We start from the raw sequence: 16,594 nt of genomic DNA on the forward strand, positions 1-16,594 counted from the left end.
GGATACCACCTTTCCACTCTGATGATAATGGTACCCATTTTCACATATGCTACGAGCATGGATCTTCCCGAACCGGCGGCACCGACGGCAAGCCTGCCCACCTTCCCGCACGCGGCCGACCTCCTCGACGAGCTGCGCCGGCTCAACGACCGGCTGCAGCAGATCGACCTGCGCCCCTCCGCGGAGACCGACGCGCTCTTCGGCCGACTGGTCGAGCTGTGCACCTCGGCCGATGAGCGGACGGCCGGCGAGGTGTTATCCCGACCGGATTCCACCGCGCTGCTGCGCTCCCTGCGCCGGCTCAGCGCTGAAGGGGAGACGCGGCTCGAACAGCACTGGGCGCGCGAGCTGCTCGGGGCGGCCGCACCGTGGGCGGTCCTGAACCGGTTCCCGTACCTGGACAACTACCACGACCTCGTCCGCGTCGAACGCGCCGCGGCCGCCGCCGTCGGTGCGGGCGAACCGCGCTCGGTGGCCTTCCTCGGCGCGGGGCCGTTGCCGTTGACCGGTCTCGTGCACGCCCACCAGCACGGAGCGCGCGTGGTCCACGTCGATTGCGACGAGGGGGCCTGCACCCTGGCCGCCGGGGTCGCCCGCGCGCTGGGGTTGTCCGACCGGGTCGGCACCGTGCACGCCGACGCGGTCGCGGCGGCGCAGCGCGACGACGTCGCCAACGCCGATGTCGTCGTGCTGGCCGCTCTCGTGGGCGAGGACGGCAGCGGCAAGAGGTCCGTGCTCGACGCGCTCGCCCGGCGGCTGCACCCGCGGACGACGCTGCAGGTCCGCTCGGCGCACCGCATGCGCGCCGCCCTGTACCCGGTGATCTCGGCGGACGAGCTGCACGGGTTCCGCCCGCTGCTCGAGGTGCACCCGTGCAACGAGGTCGTCAATTCGGTGCTCGTGGCGCGTCCCGCCTGATCGACGAGCACGTCGGTCTCGCCCGCGGGCGAGACCGACGTGCTCAGCCGCGGCCCGCGCGCGTCAGGCCGGCGACGACGCCGAGCAGGAGCAGTCCCACCACGGGCACGGCCACCGTCCACGGGGCGATTTCGGCGTAGTCGAGCGATTCCGAGAGCATCGCGCCCCACTCGGGCGAGTCGTGCGAACCGGCCAGGCCGAGGAAGCCGAGGCTGGCCAGGGCGAGCGCGTTGTGCGGGATCCTGATCAACGCGTGCCGGGACACGGCCGGGAGCACGGACGGGATCAGGTGCCGCACCAGGATCGTCGCGGTTCCCGACCCGCTGGTCACCGCCGCCTGCACGAACCCGGAGGCGCGGACCTCGGCGGCCAGGGTGCGGCTGTGCACCGCCAGCGGGATCCACGCCACGAGCCCCACGGCCACGGCTGCGCTGAGCAGACCCGGGCCGGTCACCGCAACGAGGATGATGCCCACGAGTACCGGGGGCATCGCGTTGAGCACGTCGGCCACCCCCGCGCGCGAGCGGGTGCCGAGCGTGCCGGCGAGCACGCCGACGACCAGCGCGACGAGGCTCACCGCGAGCGCCACGCCGATGCTCACCAGCGCCCCGTGGGCGAATCGGGCGAGCATGTCGCGGCCCAGCTCGTCGGTGCCGAAGGGGTGCGCCCCCGTCGGCGCGCTCAACCGCTGTTGCAGCACGACGGCGTAGGGGTCGCGCGGCAACCCGACCGCGACGGCCGCGCACAGCACGGTGGCCACGGCCAGCGCCCACCGCGGAGCACCCCGCGCACCCCGAGCGCTCGGGGACATGCCCGCGGTGCGCAGCGCCGGCCCCAGCAGCGCCCGGTGCGCCAGGATGCCCAGCGCTCCCAGCCCGAGTCCGAGGAGGACGAGAACCGCCACGCACGCCTGCACCAGCGGCAGGTCCTGCGCGAGCACTCCCTCCAGCGCGGTCGCGCCCAGCCCGGGGATGGTGAAGATCGTCTCGATGAGGATCCCGGAGCCGAGCAGTCCGACGAACAGCAGCACCACCTGCGGCAGCGCGATCGCGACGGCGCGGTGCGCCAGCGCGCCGGCCAGGGCCGTGCGGCGGAAACCGGCGGCGCGCCACGTGCGCACCCACGGTTCGGCCAGCGTGCTGTCCACGGCGGAGGACAGCACGCGGCTGAGCACGCCGGCCGCGGGCAGGCCGAGCGCCAGGGCCGGTAGCGGGATGTTGCCCGGACCCGACCACCCGGACGTCGGTGCGAGTCCCCAGTGGACGGCCACGACCGTGAGCAGCACCGCCGCCACGAGGAACTCCGGCAGCGCCGCGAGCACTGCGCCAGCAGTCGCCGCGCCGGTGCCGGTCGGCTCTCCGGTGCGGGCGGCGCGCCACAGGCTCGGGGCGAGCACCAGCAGCGCGCCGACGAGGCAGACGGCACTGGCCGCCGCCGCCAAGGTCGCCGAGATGCCCAGCGCCTGCACCACCCCCGGCGCGACGGGGGCGCCGGTGATCCAGGACCGGCCGAAATCGCCCTGCAACGCGCCCGCCAACCAGTTAACCGTACCGGTGAACGGGTCGTCCGGGATGCCGGCCTGCTGCCGGATGCGTTCCAGTACGGCGGGATTGAGCTCCCGCTCGGCCGATCGGGCGCGCAGGATCGTCTGCGCGGGGTCGTCGCCGCTGAGCCACGGCAGCGCGCCGACGAGGAACGCCAGGCCGGTCAGCGAAGCGAGAACGACCAGCGGCCCCCGCAGTGCGGGGGCCGCTGCGGCAAGGCGGAGCGCGGAACTCACGCACCGACCTCCGTTTCCTCGGTGATCAGACGGCGGTCGAAGCTGTCCTCGGCGACGCCGCGCACATTCTGCTGCAGTCCGATGCGGGTGCGCTCGTGCGCCAGCGGGATGACCGCGTCGGTGCCGAGCACGCGTTCGGCGATCCGCGTCGCGTCCTTCTTGCGCTGCTGCGGGTCGGCCCGCGTCGCCTCGGCCACGGCGGCGTCGATGGCCGGGTCGCACAACTGCGAGAGGTTGTAGCTGCCCTCGCACGTCCAGTCCGTGCTCAGGTAGCTCACCGGATCGCCGGTGTCCACGCCGTACGAGCGGGTCCCGATCACGACGTCGTAGGCGCCGCTGAGCAGGTCCGACTCCATCGTGGAGTACTCCTGGACCACGACGTCCTCGACGCGGAATCCGGCGGAGCGCAGCTTTTCGGCGACCACGCTCGCCGTCTCGGGCAGTTCCGGGCGCTCGTCGTAGGTCGCGACCCGGATCGGTTTCCCCTGCGGCTCGTCCGGAGGGGTCTCCCCGCGCTGCGGGTCGTCCTCCGCCCAAGGACTGGCGGGGCCGAACAAGCCGCGAGCCGGGTCGGCCTGTCCGGAGTAGACGGACTCGGCGATCGCCCGCCCGTCCACGGCCTCGCGCGCGGCGGCTCGCAGGCCGGGATCGGTGAACGGCCCCTGCTGCGTGTTCAGGTGGGTGCTGATCAGCCGCGGCAGCGGGAAGTCGAGCACCTTGTGGTCGGACAGCGTGGCCGTTTGCGAGGCCGGAACGGCGTCGACGACGTCGACTTCGCCGGCGCGCAGGGCCTTCACCCGGGTCGAGCCGTCGGCGATGAACCGCACGTCCACTCCTGAGGACTTCGGCGCACCGTCCCAGTACTCCTCGTTGGCGCTGAGCGCCGCGCCCGTGCTCCCGTGCACCTCGTCGAGCACGTACGGTCCGGTGCCCGCCCGCACCGGATCGGGGGCCTCCGGGTCCTCGCGGTAGGCGGCGGGGGCGAGGATGGCGAGTTCCGGCGCCGAGAGCCGGTGCGCCAGGATCGGATCGGGCCGCTCGGTGGATACTTCGAGAGTGCGTTCGCCGGTGGGATTCGCGTTCAGCTCCACGCCGTCCAGCGAGCGGGGCGGCGTCGGGGCTTCGGCGGCGTGCCGGAGCGCGGCCGCGGTGTTCTCGGCGGTGAGCGGTGTGCCGTCGTGGAAGGTGACTCCGGGCCGCAGCGTCAGCCGCAGCGTGTCCGGCTCGGTGCGCTCCCAGCTTTCCGCGAGTCCGGGCTGCGGCGATCCGCTGTCGTCCATGACGGTGAGGGTCTCGGTGGCTCCGATCTTGCTCAGCAGCACGGCGTCGTCGCTGTAGGGCGACATGTCGGCGGCGGGTTGGAAGGCCAGCCCGACGCCGATGCGGTCGTCCGCGCCGTCACCGCCGGTGTTGGCGAAGCAGCCGGAGAGCATCAGCGCTGTTCCTAAGAACACCGCCGCGTCGCGGATGCGTTTCGTGCGCGCGAGCACGGGCGCACACCTCCTTCGGGTGGGGGAAAGCTTCCGCACACTATCGAAAATGGTTTTCAATTTGAAAGCCTGCGGGAGAGCGACAGCAGAGTGATCCCGCCCACGGCCGGCAGTGCGGCCAGCACGAGCCACGGCACCGGGGCGGCGGGATTGGGATGCGCGGCCATGTCCAGCAGGCCACCGGCGATCCCGCTGCCGATCAGCACGGCGAGCCCGCCGGCGGAGGCCAAGAAGCCGTAGTACGAACCGAGGTTGTCCTCGCCCGCCAGCCGCGGCACCAGGTCCTGCGCCAGCGGTACCGCGAGCATCTGACCGCACGTCAGCAGCACGACGAACATCACCGCGGGCAGCACGTCGAACGGAGCCGGCTCCCACGGCGTCCAGGCGGCCACCGCGGCGAAGGCGGAGCTGAGCAGTCCGAAGCCGAGGGGCAGGGCCCGCGTCGCGCCCAGCCGCGAGCGCGCCCAGGTCGCCACCGGCAGCTGGCCGACCACGACGATGAGGGAGGCCAGCGCGAACATCCAGCCCAGCGCCGACTCCGCGCCGACGCGTCCGAGTTCCGCGGGAAGCGCCAGGTAGAGCTGATTGTAGCTGAGCAGGTAGGCGCTGTAGGCAGCGGCGAAGACGAGGAACGTGCGGTTGCGCGCGATCCGCGACCAGCCCTGCAGCAGCGGGCGGCGGCCGTTCCCGCTGCTGAGCGGCAACCAGCGCGCGTGCGCTGCGAGGACGAGCACGAACACGCCCGACGCGATCCAGCAGGTCAGTCCGAAGTCGACGGTTAGGAGCGCGGAACCGAGCAGTGGTCCGGTGACCGATCCGATTTCGCCGAAGATGGCGAACAGCCCGAACAACTCGGTGCGGGTGATGGTACCCCGCTGCTCCAGATCGGAACCGTAGGAGGCCAACGCCGACTCCACGGCGGGGGAGAAAAGCGCGGCGGCGAATCCGATGAGGACGGTACCGATGATCACCGTGGAGAAGGCGGAAGCGGTTGCCAGCACCACGAAACCGAGGACGCGCAGGGCGCAACCGGCGAGGACGGTGGGGCGCACGCCGTAGCGGTCGGCCAGGGCACCGCCCACGACGAACATTCCCTGCTGGCTGAACGTGCGCACACCGAGCACGATTCCGATCGCCCAACCGGCCATCGCCAGGTCCTCGGACAGGTGCACGGCCAGGAACGGGACCACGAGGTAGAACCCGATGTTGAACACCATCTGCGTGGCCAGCAGCAACCGGACGATCCCGGGTAGCCGGGCCACATGGCCGAGCAGGGACCAGCGCTGCACGAGCGCCTCACGCCGAGTGCTGGTAGTGGTCAAGGAGCAGCTCCTTCGGAAAGTCGCGGGGTTTCAAGCGGAGTCCAGGCGCGGGATGGCGCTGATCAGGGCACGGGTGTAGTCGTTCCCGGGCGAGCGGAACACGTCCTCGGTGCGGCCCTCGTCGACGATCCGGCCGCGCCGCATGACCACCACCCGGTCGCAGGCTTCGCGCACCGCCGCGAGGTCGTGCGTCACCAGCAGCAGGCCGAGACCGTTGTGCTCGCACAGTTCGCGCAGCAGGCGCAGCACGTGCAACCGCACGGAGGCGTCCAGCGCGCTCACCGGTTCGTCGGCGAGGAGGAGCCGGGGTTCCGGGGCCAACGCGCGGGCGATCGCGATGCGCTGGCGCTGACCACCGGAGAACGAGTCGGGATACCGCTCGGCCGCCTCCGGTGCCAGGCCGACGGTCCGCAGCACCTCGGCGACGCGCTGGTCGTGCGGTCCGGGAACTCCGAGACCGCGCAGCGGTTCTGCGACGGCGGTGCCGACGCGCATCCGCGGGTTCAACGAGGACCAGGGGTCCTGCGGCACGGCCTGCACCTCGGAGCGGTACCACCGCAGCCCTCGCGCACGTCCGGTCCGCACCGCGCGACCGCCGTAGGTGACGCGGCCCTCGTCCGGGGTTTCGAGGCCGAGCAACAACCGCAGCAAGGTCGACTTGCCGCCGCCCGATTCGCCGACGAGCCCGACGCGCTCACCGGGGGCCAGCTGCAGCTCCACCCCGTCGACAGCGCGGACGCGGCGGCCGGGCCGGAGCGGTCCCGCGTGCGGATCCCGGTACGTGCGGAGCAGCCGCGTCGCCTGCAGGGTGCTCAAGTCGTGACCTCGCGATCCGCGTCGTCGTTGAGGGCCAGGGCGCTGTCGACGAGCGCGGCCGTGCGGGGGTGCTGCGGGCGGTGCACCAGTTCGCGCACGGAGGTGTCGTCGACGACGGCGCCCTCGTGCATCACCGCCACGCGCGAGCACAGCTGCGCCACGACCGGCAGGTCGTGCGAGATGAACAGCAGCGCCGGGCCGTCGTCACCGCTGGTGACCTCGTCGAGCAGGTCGAGGATCTCCGCCTGCACCGTCACGTCGAGCGCCGTGGTCGGCTCATCGGCCACGAGCACCGTCGGCCGGCAGGCCAAGGCCATCGCCAGCGCGACGCGTTGCCGCTGCCCGCCGGACAGCTGCGGCGGTGCGCACCGGGCCACGCGTGCCGGTTCCGGGAAGCCGACGCGGGAGAGGAGTTCGCGGGCGGCTGCGCGCGCTTCGGACGACCGCATGCCGCGGTGGGTCCGCAGCGGGGCGGCGATCTGACGCTGCACCCGCACCAGCGGGTTCAGGGAGGCCACCGCGTCCTGGAAGACCATGGCGATCGAGGAGCCGCGCAGTCGTGCCCACTGCGCTTCGGGCAGGCCCAGCAGCTCGCGTCCACCGAGCCGCACGCTGCCGGTGGTCCGCGAGCCAGGTGGGAGCATGCCCAGCAGGGAAAGGGCGGTCAGGGACTTGCCGGAGCCCGACTCGCCGATCACGCCGAGCCGTTGGCCGGGGTGCAGGCGGAAGTGCGCGTCGTCGACGAGCCTCCGGTCGCCGATGTCGACGGAGAGGGCCTCGACCTCGAGGGCGGGAGGCCGCTCGTCCGCCCCGTTCGTCGGAGTCGTGGCTGGGTGGGGCTGATCAGCTGTCACGGAACAATGATAATCATTTGCAAGAGCAGTGGAAGTGCGGCCTCCGGCTTCCCGCTCGCTTGGCCGTGCACCCTGCTGACCAGGTTGGAAGCGCTGTGCGTCCGGACTTCTAGCGCCCGCTGTTCGGTTGTGTCAACCCGTCCGCTTCGTCGGCATGGGACCTGCGCCACATAGAATGCCCGCCATGGCACTTGTGGAACGTTCTCTGTTGGGCCCGGGGCCGTCGAACGCCTACCCCGAGGCGACCGCGGGTCTGGCGAGCCCGATGCTCGGGCATCTGGATCCCGAGTTCCTCGCGATGCTGGACGAGACCGGTGACCGCCTGCGGCAGGTGTGGGGGACGCAGAACCTGCGCACCCTCCCCCTCTCCGGGACCGGTTCACTCGGAATGGAAGCCGCCTTCGTCAACTTCGTGCGTCCCGGTGACGTCGTGGTCGTGGCGGTGAACGGACTGTTCGGGGAGCGGATGTGCGACGTCGCTTCCCGCTACGGCGCCGAGGTGGTCCGCGTGGACCACGCCTGGGGCCAGCCCGTGGACGTCGACCGCGTCCTCGAGGCGCACCCGTCGCCGTCCCTCGTCGCCGCCGTGCACGCCGAGACGTCCACGGGCGTGCGCAGCGACATCAAGCGGCTCGGCGCCGAGCTGCGCCGGCGCGACGACCGCGCGCTCCTGCTCGTCGACTCCGTGACCTCGATCGGTGGCGAGCCGATGCAGCTCGACGAGTGGAACGTGGACATCGCCTACGCCGGCACCCAGAAGTGCCTCGGCGTGCCGCCGGGGCTCGCGCCGTTCACGGTTTCCGAGCGGGCGTGGAACCGCCGGGTGGAGCGGCCGACGACCTGGTACCTGGACCTCGGGCTCATCGGTGACTACGTGACCGGCGGGTCCTCCGGAGGCCGCGCGTACCACCACACCGCCCCCACGGCGATGGTCGCGTCCCTGCACGGCGCGCTCGGGCGCGTGCTGGAGGAGGGCATGCCCGCCGTGGCCGAGCGGCACCGCTCGGCCGGGGAGGCGCTGCAGGCGGGCCTGCAGGAGATGGGCCTGGAGCTGTTCGCCGCGGAAGGGCACCGGCTGCACCAGCTCACCAGCGTGGTCGTGCCGGAGGACGTGGACTCCGCCGACGTGCGCAAGCAGCTGCTCACCGACTACGGGATCGAGATCGGCGGTGGCGCCGGTCCGTACGCCAACAGCGTGTGGCGCATCGGTCTCATGGGGCCGAACGCGTGCCTGAACCGCGTTGAGCTGCTGCTCGGCGCTCTGCGCAGGGTTCTCGGACGCTGACCTCGCGGTGGGCGCGCGGCGGGCCACCGGCTCGGCGGGGTCCGCCGCCGAGCCGGGTTCCGGCCTCCGCCGCAGCCGCGCGGAGGCAGCGCGGTCGCACGGGGCGCACCGGACCCGTTCGCGGGACCGGTGCGCCCCACGTCTGCGCCGGTCGCCGCCGGCTGCGCGCCGGGAGGCGACCGCTCACCGGCCGCTGCCGGACGTCTCCGCGGCCTCGCTCGCAGCGGTGCGGCCGCGCCGGCCCCGCCAGTACCGCCACAGGCGTCGCGCGACCTCGCTGAGCAGCATCAGCGCGCAGGCCAACCCGATGCCGAACGCGAGGGAGGAGAGCCCGTCGCCGCCGAACGCGGCACCGCCGAGGTAGCCCACGAGCGTCCACCCGGTGGCCCAGAACCCGGCGGCGAGGACGTCGAACAGCGCGAACTTCCGCCGCGGGTAGCGCACCCCGCCGAGGGTGAGGGTGGTCGCGGTGCGCACCCCGGGGACGTACCGGGACGCGAGCAGCACCTGCCCGCCGCGCTCGGTGAGGGTGGCATCGGCCCAGGCGAAGGCCGCCCGGCCGCGGGGGCGGGAGCGCAGGCGGGCGGCCAGCCACTGGCCGAACGGGCTGCGCCCGATCAGGTACGCGACGTGGTCGCCGAGGAACGCGCCCGCCGTGCCCGCGGCGATGATCGCCGGCAGGTCGGGGGAGTGGGAGCCGGCGAGCACGGCCGCCGTGACGAGGGCCGTCTCGCCCGGGACGACGGGGAAGAACCCGTCGAGCCCCGCGAGGGCGAGCAGCACCAGGTACACCCAGGGCGAGGCGATCACCTGCTCGAGCAGGTCCAGTGCGGCACCGCTCACGCGTCCGCCCCCTGCGCCCGGACCCCCGCGGGAAGGCGCGGGGGCGGGGCGGCCGCGGCGACCGGCGGCCGCGGCGGGGAGTGCTCGGTGCGTGCGGTGGTGGGACGGGCATCCATGCCCCCAGTTCACCTGCCACCCCCGGCCGCGCGCATCCGGGCGCATCCGGATTTCCCCCTGAGCCGCCCCGCGTCGTGGGCTATGTCTCGGCGAGCTGCTCCCGGATGCGGTATTTGAGCACTTTGCCCGTGGTGTTGCGGGGCAGGGACTCGGTGAGCTCCAACCGCAGCGGGATCTTGTACCCGGCGATCTTGTCGCGGGCGAACTCCCGCAGCTCGTCCAGCGTGAGCGTGGCTCCGGGCCGCGTCGCGACCACGGCGGTGACCGCCTCGCCCCACGTGCCGTGCGGGGTGCCGAGCACGGCGACCTCGGCGACGGCGGGGTGGCCGTAGAGCACGTCCTCGACCTCGGCGGGGTAGACGTTCTCGCCACCGGAGATGATCATGTCCTTGACGCGGTCCACGATCCACACGTAGCCCTCGTCGTCGGTGGTGCCGAGGTCGCCGGTGTGGAACCAGCCCTCGGCGTCGATGGCCGCCGCGGTGGCCTCCCGGTTGCGCCAGTAGCCGGCCATCACCTGCGGTCCGCGCACGCAGACCTCGCCGGTCCCGCCGGCGGGCACGGGCGTGTTGTCCGAGTCGACCAGCCGCACCTCCGACAGCGGCAGCACCTGGTGGCCGGCCGCCCCGATCTTCACGTCCACCTCGTCGGTGCGCAGCACCAGCGCCAGCGGGGCCGTCTCGGTCAACCCGTAGCCCTGCGCGAACGGGACGCCGCGCTCGCCGAAGCGGTGGATCAGCGCCTCCGGCACCGGTGCCCCGCCGCAGACGAAGTAGCGCACGCTCGACAGGTCGGTCGTGGCGAACTCGGGGACCTGGCTCATGAACAGGAACATCGCGGGCACGCCGAACATCGTGGTCACCCGGTGCTCGGCGATGAGCTCCAGCGCCCGGGACGGGTCGAACGCCGGCGTCAGCACCACGTGCCCGCCCTTCTGCAGCGTGATCAGCGTGGTGACGTTCAACCCGCCGATGTGGAACAGCGGCGCGCACACCAGCGACACGTCGTGCTGGCTGGTGTCGAAGGTCAGCAGCGCGTTGACGTTGTTCCAGAACAGGTTGCCGTGGGTGAGCATCGCGCCCTTGGCGCGGCCGGTGGTGCCCGAGGTGTACATGATCACGGCGACCTCGTCCGGTCCCGGGTGCACCGGGTCGCTCAGCGGTTCCCGCGCGGCCAGCAGCTCCTCGAACGTCTCCCACCCGGGCACCGGGGTCAGCGCGATCCGGCGCCGGGGGACCTCCCCGCTGGCCGCCGCGTCGACCACGGCGGTGCGGTCGGCGTCGGCGAGCACGGTGTGCACCTCGGCGTCGGTGAGGATGTGCGCGAGCTCGGGAGCGGTCAGCCGGAAGTTCATCGGGACGAACACGGCGCCGATCCGCGCGGCGGCGAACAGGGAGACGAGGAACGCCGGATCGTTCAGGCCGACGTAGCCGACCCGGTCGCCGTGCCGCACCCCGCCGTCGGAGAGCTCGGCGGCGAGCCGGTCGATGCGGTCGGCGAACTCGCGGTAGGTCAGGGTGGTGCCGGTGAAGGTGATCGCGGGCAGGTGCGGATTCGCGGCGGCTCGGCGGGGGATCCACGAGCCGAGGTCCATCGGGGGCTGCGCGGTGGTCATCGATGAGCTCCTCGCTGGGCGGGCGGCGGGGATCAGCGGTGCGGTCGGTGCTCGTCGCGGACGCGGTGCTGCTGGATCTTTCCGGGGGCCGTCTTCGGCGGGGCACCGGCGGAGGTGCACTGCTCGGGGAGCTGGGGCCGGTGACCCCGCGGCGGGCGCGCCGGTCCTCGTGCGCTCCCTCCGGCGACTCCCCCGGGGCGCTGTGCGTTATATCACAATGAAGGTATCGTAGTTCCCCGGAAGAAACAATCAAGCACGCTTGATTTTTCTCGCTGAGCGGTGCCACGCTCCGATGTGTGACGGACACCGCAGCGCTGCTCGACGACCTGCGCGCCGAGGGCGAGGACCTCGACGCCCTGGTCGCCGGCCTGGCGCACGACCGGTGGGCACTGCCGACCCCGGCCCCCGGCTGGACCATCGCGCACCAGATCGCCCACCTGACCTGGACCGATGTGGTCGCGCTGGAGTCGGCCACCGACCCGGTCGCGTTCGCCGCGACCGTTGAGCGGGCGCGGCAGGACCCCACCGGGTTCGTCGACGAGGCCGCCGCGGAGCGTGCGCGCAGCAGGCCGGACGCGCTGCTGGCCGAGTGGCGCGCGGGCCGCGAACGGCTGATCGCGGCGCTGGGCTCCCTGCCCGCCGGCCGCAAGCTCGACTGGTTCGGCCCGCCGATGGGCGCGGCGTCGATGGCCACCGCGCGGCTCATGGAGACCTGGGCGCACGGCCAGGACGTCGCCGACGCGCTCGGCGAGCCGCGCACGCCGACGGCCCGGCTCGAGCACGTCGCCCACATCGGCGTGCGCACCCGCGACTTCGCCTACGCGCTGCACCGGCACTCCCCGCCCGCGGAGCCGTTCCGCGTCGAACTCACCGGTCCGGCAGGCGAGCAGTGGACCTGGGGCCCGGCCGACGCCGCCCAGCGCGTGACCGGCCCGGCGCTGGACTTCTGCCTGCTGGTCACCCAGCGCCGCCACCGCGACGACCTCGCGGTGACCGCCACCGGCCCCGACGCGGCCCACTGGCTCACCATCGCCCAGGCGTTCGCCGGCGCTCCCGGAAGGGGCAGGAAGGCAGGGCAGTTCGCATGACGCAGCCCCGGCCGCTGGCCGCCGACCCCGAGCTCATCCGCATCGGCAACTGCTCCGGCTTCTACGGGGACCGGTTCGCCGCCATGCGCGAGGTGCTCGACGGAGGCGAGCTCGACGTGCTCACCGGCGACTACCTCGCCGAGCTCACGATGCTCATCCTCGGCCGCCACCGGATGAAGGACCCGGACCTCGGCTACGCCAGGACATTCCTCCGGCAGCTGGAGGAGTGCCTCGGCCGCGCCGTCGAGCGCGGTGTGCGCATCGTCGCCAACGCGGGCGGGCTCAACCCCGCGGGACTCGCCCGGCAGCTGCGCGAACTCGCCGAACGGCTCGGCGTCGCGGCGCGGATCGCGCACGTCGAGGGCGACGACCTCACCGAGCGGGCCACCGAGCTCGGACTGGGCGAACCGCTCACCGCCAACGCCTACCTCGGGGCCTGGGGCATCGTCGAGTGCCTCCAGGCCGGGGCCGACGTCGTCGTCACCGGACGCGTCACCGACGCCTCGCTCGCCGTCGCACCCGCCGCGGCGCACTTCGGCTGGCAGCGCACCGACCACGACGCGCTCGCCGGCGCGGTCGCCGCCGGGCACGTCATCGAGTGCGGTGCGCAGGCCACCGGCGGCAACTACGCCTTCTTCACCGAGGTCCCGGACATGACCCGCCCCGGCTTCCCGCTGGCGGAGATCCGCCGGGACGGCTCCAGCGTCATCACCAAGCACGCGGGTACCGGCGGTGCGGTCACCACCGACACGGTCACGGCGCAGCTGGTGTACGAGATCCAGCACGCGAACTACGCCGGACCGGACGTGACCACCCGCCTCGACACCCTCGAGCTCGCACCGGCCGGAACCGACCGCGTGCGCCTCTCCGGCGTTCGCGGCGAAGCACCACCGCCCGAGCTGAAGGTCTCGCTGAACGCGCTCGGCGGCTTCCGCAACGAGGTGGATTTCGTCCTCACCGGACTCGACATCGACGCCAAGGCCGAACTCGTGCAGGAGCAGCTCACCAGCGGGCTGCAGCAGCAACCCGTCGAGCTGACCTGGACGCTCGCGCGGCTCGACCGCGCCGACGCGGAGACCGAGGAGCAGGCCAGCGCCATCCTGCGCTGCACGGTCCGCGATCCGGACGCGGACGTCGTCGGCCGCGCGTTCTCCGGCGCCGCCGTGGAGCTCGCCCTGGCCAGTTACCCGGGTTTCAGCCTCACCGGCGCCCCGGGCGAAGCCTCGCCGTACGGGGTGTTCACCCCCGGACACGTGGACCCGGCCGAGGTCGCGCACACCGCGGTGCTGCCCGACGGCAGCCGCGTGGACGTCCCGCCCGCGGCGGTGACGCGCGCGCTCGCACCGCCGCCCGAACCCGAACTGCCGCCGGCACCTCCCGCGGGGCCGTCCCGCCGCGTGCCGCTGGGCGCGCTCGCCGCTGCCCGCAGCGGCGACAAGGGCGGCGACGCGAACATCGGCGTCTGGGTGCGCACCGACGAGCAGTGGCGCTGGCTGGTGCACACCCTCACCGTCGAGCGGCTGCGCGCGCTGCTGCCGGAAACCGCCGAGCTGGACATCGACCGGACCGCGCTGCCGAACCTGCGCGCGGTCAACTTCGTCATCACCGGGATCCTCGGGCGCGGCGCCGCCGAGCAGGCCCGGTTCGACCCGCAGGCCAAGGGACTGGGCGAGTGGCTGCGGTCCCGGTACATCGACGTTCCCGAGGAGCTGCTGTGACCACGTGGGACACCGACCAGCGGCGGGAGCTGCGCGCCACCGTCCGGCGGTTCGTCGACGGCGACGTGCTGCCGCACCAGGACGAGTGGGAGCGCGCCGGCGAGCTGCCGCGCAGCCTGCACCGGAGGGCCGGCGAGCTCGGCCTGCTCGGGGCGAGCTTCCCGATCGAGGTCGGCGGAGGCGGCGGGGACCTCGTCGACGCCGCCGTCATCGCCGAGGAACTGCACCGCGCGGGAGCCGCCGGCGGCCTGTTCGCCTCGCTGTTCACCTCCGGCATCGCGCTGCCGCACATGGTCCGGGCCGGCGACGAGGAGCACGTCGAACGCTGGGTGCGGCCCACGTTGGACGGTTCCAAGATCGGTTCGCTGGCGATCACCGAACCCGGCGGCGGATCCGACGTCGGGCACCTGACCACCCGGGCCGAACGCGACGGGGACGACTACGTCGTCAACGGCGCCAAGACGTTCATCACCTCCGGCTGCCGCGCGGACTTCGTGGTCACCGCGGTGCGCACGGGAGGGCCGGGCGCCGAGGGCATTTCGCTGCTCGTGGTCGACACGGACACCCCCGGCTTCACCGTCAGCCGCAAGCTGGAGAAGATGGGCTGGAACTGCTCCGACACGGCCGAGCTGTCCTTCGCCGACGCGCGCGTGCCCGCGGCGAACCTCGTGGGCGCGGAGAACTCCGGATTCCTGCAGATCGCCCGCGCCTTCGTGACCGAGCGGCTCAGCCTCGCCGTGCAGGCCTACTCCAGCGCGCAGCGGTGCCTGGAGCTGGCCGAGCAGTGGTGCCGCGACCGGGAGACCTTCGGGCGCCCGCTGATCAGCCGCCAGTCCGTGCAGAACACGCTCACCGAGATGGCGCGCGCGATCGACGTGGCCCGGGTCTACACCCGTCAGCTCGCCGAACGCGCCGCGGGCGGCGAGGAGGACCTGACGGTGGAGACCTGCTTCGCCAAGAACACGGCCGTGCAGGCCGGGGAGTGGGTCGTCGACCAGGCCGTGCAGCTGTTCGGCGGGCTCGGCTACATGCGCGAGTGCGAGATCGAGCGCCAGTACCGCGACATGCGCATCCTCGGCATCGGCGGCGGCACCAGCGAAATCCTCACCGGCCTCGCAGCGAACCGATTGGGGTACCGGGCATGACCGTTCTGCAGTCCGCACTGGACACCTCCTCCGCCGACTTCACCACCGCGGAGGAGGCGATGCGCACCAAGCTCGACGAGGTCGAGGCCGAGCACGCCAAGGCGCTCGCCGGCGGGGGAGAGGACAAGGTGCGGCGCCACCGCCGGCGCGGCAAGCTCACCGCGCGCGAGCGCATCGAGATGCTGCTCGACGAGGACTCGCCGTTCCTGGAACTGTGCCCGCTCGCGGCCTGGGGCAGCGACTTCCAGGTGGGCGGCTCGATCGTGACCGGCATCGGCGTGGTCGAGGGCGTGGAGTGCATGCTCGTCGCCAACGACCCGACCGTGCGGGGCGGCAGCAGCAACCCGTGGACGATGCGCAAGTCCTTCCGCGCCCACGAGGTCGTCATGCGCAACCGGCTGCCCGTGATCGCCCTGGTCGAGTCCGGCGGGGCGGACCTGCCGACGCAGAAGGAGGTGTTCGTCCCCGGCGGGCGCATGTTCCGCGACATCACCCAGGCCTCGGCCGCCGGCATCCCCACCATCGCGCTCGTGTTCGGCAGCTCCACCGCGGGCGGCGCCTACATCCCCGGCATGTCCGACCACGTGGTCATGGTCAAGGAGCAGTCCAAGGTGTTCCTCGGCGGGCCGCCGCTGGTGCGGATGGCCACCGGCGAGGACTCCGACGACGAGGCCCTCGGCGGTGCCGACGTGCACGCGCAGAGCTCGGGGCTGGCCGACTACTACGCCGTCGACGAGCCCGACGCCGTCCGCATCGGACGTTCCATCGTCAAGCGCCTCAACTGGCGGAAGAAGGGACCGGCGCCGCGCGCGGAGGTGGCGGAACCCCGCTACAGCAGCGAGGACCTGCTGGGCGTGGTGCCGGCGGACCTGAAGGTGCCGTTCGACCCGCGCGAGGTCATCGCCCGCATCGTCGACGGGTCCGACTTCGACGAGTTCAAGGCCCGCTACGGGTCCAGCCTCGTCACCGGTTGGGCCGAACTGCACGGCTACCCGATCGGCGTCCTCGCCAACCACCACGGCGTCCTGTTCTCCGCGGAGGCGCAGAAGGCCGCCCAGTTCATCCAGCTGGCCAACCAGACCGACACGCCGCTGCTGTTCCTGCACAACACCACCGGCTACATGGTCGGCCAGGAGTACGAGCAGGGCGGCATCATCAAGCACGGCGCGATGATGATCAACGCCGTGTCCAACTCGACCGTGCCGCACCTCTCGGTGCTCATGGGCGCTTCCTACGGCGCGGGCCACTACGGCATGTGCGGCCGCGCCTACGACCCCCGCTTCCTGTTCTCCTGGCCCAGCGCCAAGTCCGCCGTCATGGGGCCCGCGCAGCTGGCCGGCGTCATCTCGATCGTCAGCCGCGCGGCCGCCGAAGCGAAGGGCCAGCCGTTCGACGAGGAAGCCGACGCAGCCACGCGGGAGGCCGTGGAGAACCAGATCGAAGCCGAGTCGCTTCCGCTGTTCCTGTCCGGTCGGCTCCACGACGACGGCGTCATCGACCCGCGGGACACCCGCACGGTGCTCGGGATGTGCCTGTCGGCCATCCACAACGCCCCGATCGCAGGCGCCGAGGGCTTCGGCGTCTTCCGGATGTGAGGAGCTTC

General features: G+C 72.8%; 13 protein-coding genes. 6 read left to right on the forward strand and 7 right to left on the reverse strand.

Annotation, left to right across the window (positions count from 1 at the left end):
* The first annotated feature begins 57 nt into the window (after positions 1–57).
* Positions 58–918 carry a nicotianamine synthase family protein gene (locus tag ACYVJE_RS07910; protein ID WP_461143950.1) on the forward strand — a complete coding sequence of 287 codons (861 nt, stop codon included), beginning with the start codon at positions 58–60 and terminating at the stop codon, positions 916–918.
* A 43-nt stretch (positions 919–961) separates the two neighbouring features.
* On the opposite strand, the gene ACYVJE_RS07915 is transcribed toward ACYVJE_RS07910, so the two are convergent.
* Genes ACYVJE_RS07915 through ACYVJE_RS07935 form a run of 5 tightly spaced genes read right to left on the reverse strand, consistent with a single transcriptional unit; the run spans position 962 to position 7,180 of the window.
* Entirely contained in the window at positions 962–2,698 is a 1,737-nt protein-coding gene (locus ACYVJE_RS07915; RefSeq protein ID WP_461143951.1) for an ABC transporter permease subunit, read from the reverse strand.
* Complete coding sequence (locus ACYVJE_RS07920) at positions 2,695–4,188, reverse strand: ABC transporter substrate-binding protein (protein ID WP_461143952.1); 1,494 nt, start codon at positions 4,186–4,188, stop codon at positions 2,695–2,697. The genes ACYVJE_RS07915 and ACYVJE_RS07920 overlap by 4 nt, the downstream gene beginning before the upstream one ends.
* A 56-nt stretch (positions 4,189–4,244) precedes the next feature.
* On the reverse strand, positions 4,245–5,510 hold the full coding sequence (locus ACYVJE_RS07925) for an MDR family MFS transporter (protein ID WP_461143953.1): 1,266 nt from the start codon (positions 5,508–5,510) through the stop codon (positions 4,245–4,247).
* Positions 5,511–5,540: 30 nt separating this feature from the next.
* Positions 5,541–6,302, reverse strand: a complete 762-nt coding sequence (locus ACYVJE_RS07930) for an ABC transporter ATP-binding protein (protein ID WP_461144033.1) — start codon at positions 6,300–6,302, stop codon at positions 5,541–5,543.
* Between the two features lie 20 nt (positions 6,303–6,322).
* Complete coding sequence (locus ACYVJE_RS07935; RefSeq protein WP_461143954.1) at positions 6,323–7,180, reverse strand: ABC transporter ATP-binding protein; 858 nt, start codon at positions 7,178–7,180, stop codon at positions 6,323–6,325.
* A 184-nt stretch (positions 7,181–7,364) separates the two neighbouring features.
* On the opposite strand from ACYVJE_RS07935, the gene ACYVJE_RS07940 reads away from it, so the two are divergent.
* Positions 7,365–8,465: a pyridoxal-phosphate-dependent aminotransferase family protein gene (locus ACYVJE_RS07940; RefSeq protein ID WP_459156043.1), complete on the forward strand. Its 1,101-nt coding sequence runs from the start codon at positions 7,365–7,367 to the stop codon at positions 8,463–8,465.
* A gap of 183 nt (positions 8,466–8,648) precedes the next feature.
* Here the strand turns inward: ACYVJE_RS07940 and ACYVJE_RS07945 are convergent, their stop codons facing one another.
* Positions 8,649–9,308, reverse strand: coding sequence for a DedA family protein (locus tag ACYVJE_RS07945; protein WP_461143955.1), 660 nt, complete (start codon positions 9,306–9,308; stop codon positions 8,649–8,651).
* A 196-nt stretch (positions 9,309–9,504) separates the two neighbouring features.
* The gene (locus tag ACYVJE_RS07950; RefSeq protein WP_461143956.1) at positions 9,505–11,040 is read right to left on the reverse strand and encodes an acyl-CoA synthetase; all 1,536 of its coding nucleotides are present in this window, start codon (positions 11,038–11,040) and stop codon (positions 9,505–9,507) included.
* A gap of 296 nt (positions 11,041–11,336) precedes the next feature.
* Between ACYVJE_RS07950 and ACYVJE_RS07955 the strand changes: the two genes are divergently transcribed.
* The 4 genes from ACYVJE_RS07955 to ACYVJE_RS07970 are packed head-to-tail and all read left to right on the forward strand — an operon-like array spanning position 11,337 to position 16,586.
* Positions 11,337–12,128: a TIGR03084 family metal-binding protein gene (locus tag ACYVJE_RS07955; RefSeq protein ID WP_461143957.1), complete on the forward strand. Its 792-nt coding sequence runs from the start codon at positions 11,337–11,339 to the stop codon at positions 12,126–12,128.
* Positions 12,125–13,846 carry an acyclic terpene utilization AtuA family protein gene (locus ACYVJE_RS07960; protein WP_461143958.1) on the forward strand — a complete coding sequence of 574 codons (1,722 nt, stop codon included), beginning with the start codon at positions 12,125–12,127 and terminating at the stop codon, positions 13,844–13,846. The genes ACYVJE_RS07955 and ACYVJE_RS07960 overlap by 4 nt, the downstream gene beginning before the upstream one ends.
* Positions 13,843–14,991, forward strand: a complete 1,149-nt coding sequence (locus ACYVJE_RS07965; RefSeq protein WP_461143959.1) for an acyl-CoA dehydrogenase family protein — start codon at positions 13,843–13,845, stop codon at positions 14,989–14,991. The genes ACYVJE_RS07960 and ACYVJE_RS07965 overlap by 4 nt, the downstream gene beginning before the upstream one ends.
* Entirely contained in the window at positions 14,988–16,586 is a 1,599-nt protein-coding gene (locus ACYVJE_RS07970) for an acyl-CoA carboxylase subunit beta (protein WP_461143960.1), read from the forward strand. The genes ACYVJE_RS07965 and ACYVJE_RS07970 overlap by 4 nt, the downstream gene beginning before the upstream one ends.
* Positions 16,587–16,594: the final 8 nt, after the last annotated feature.

This window comes from Salinifilum aidingensis (assembly GCF_054782015.1).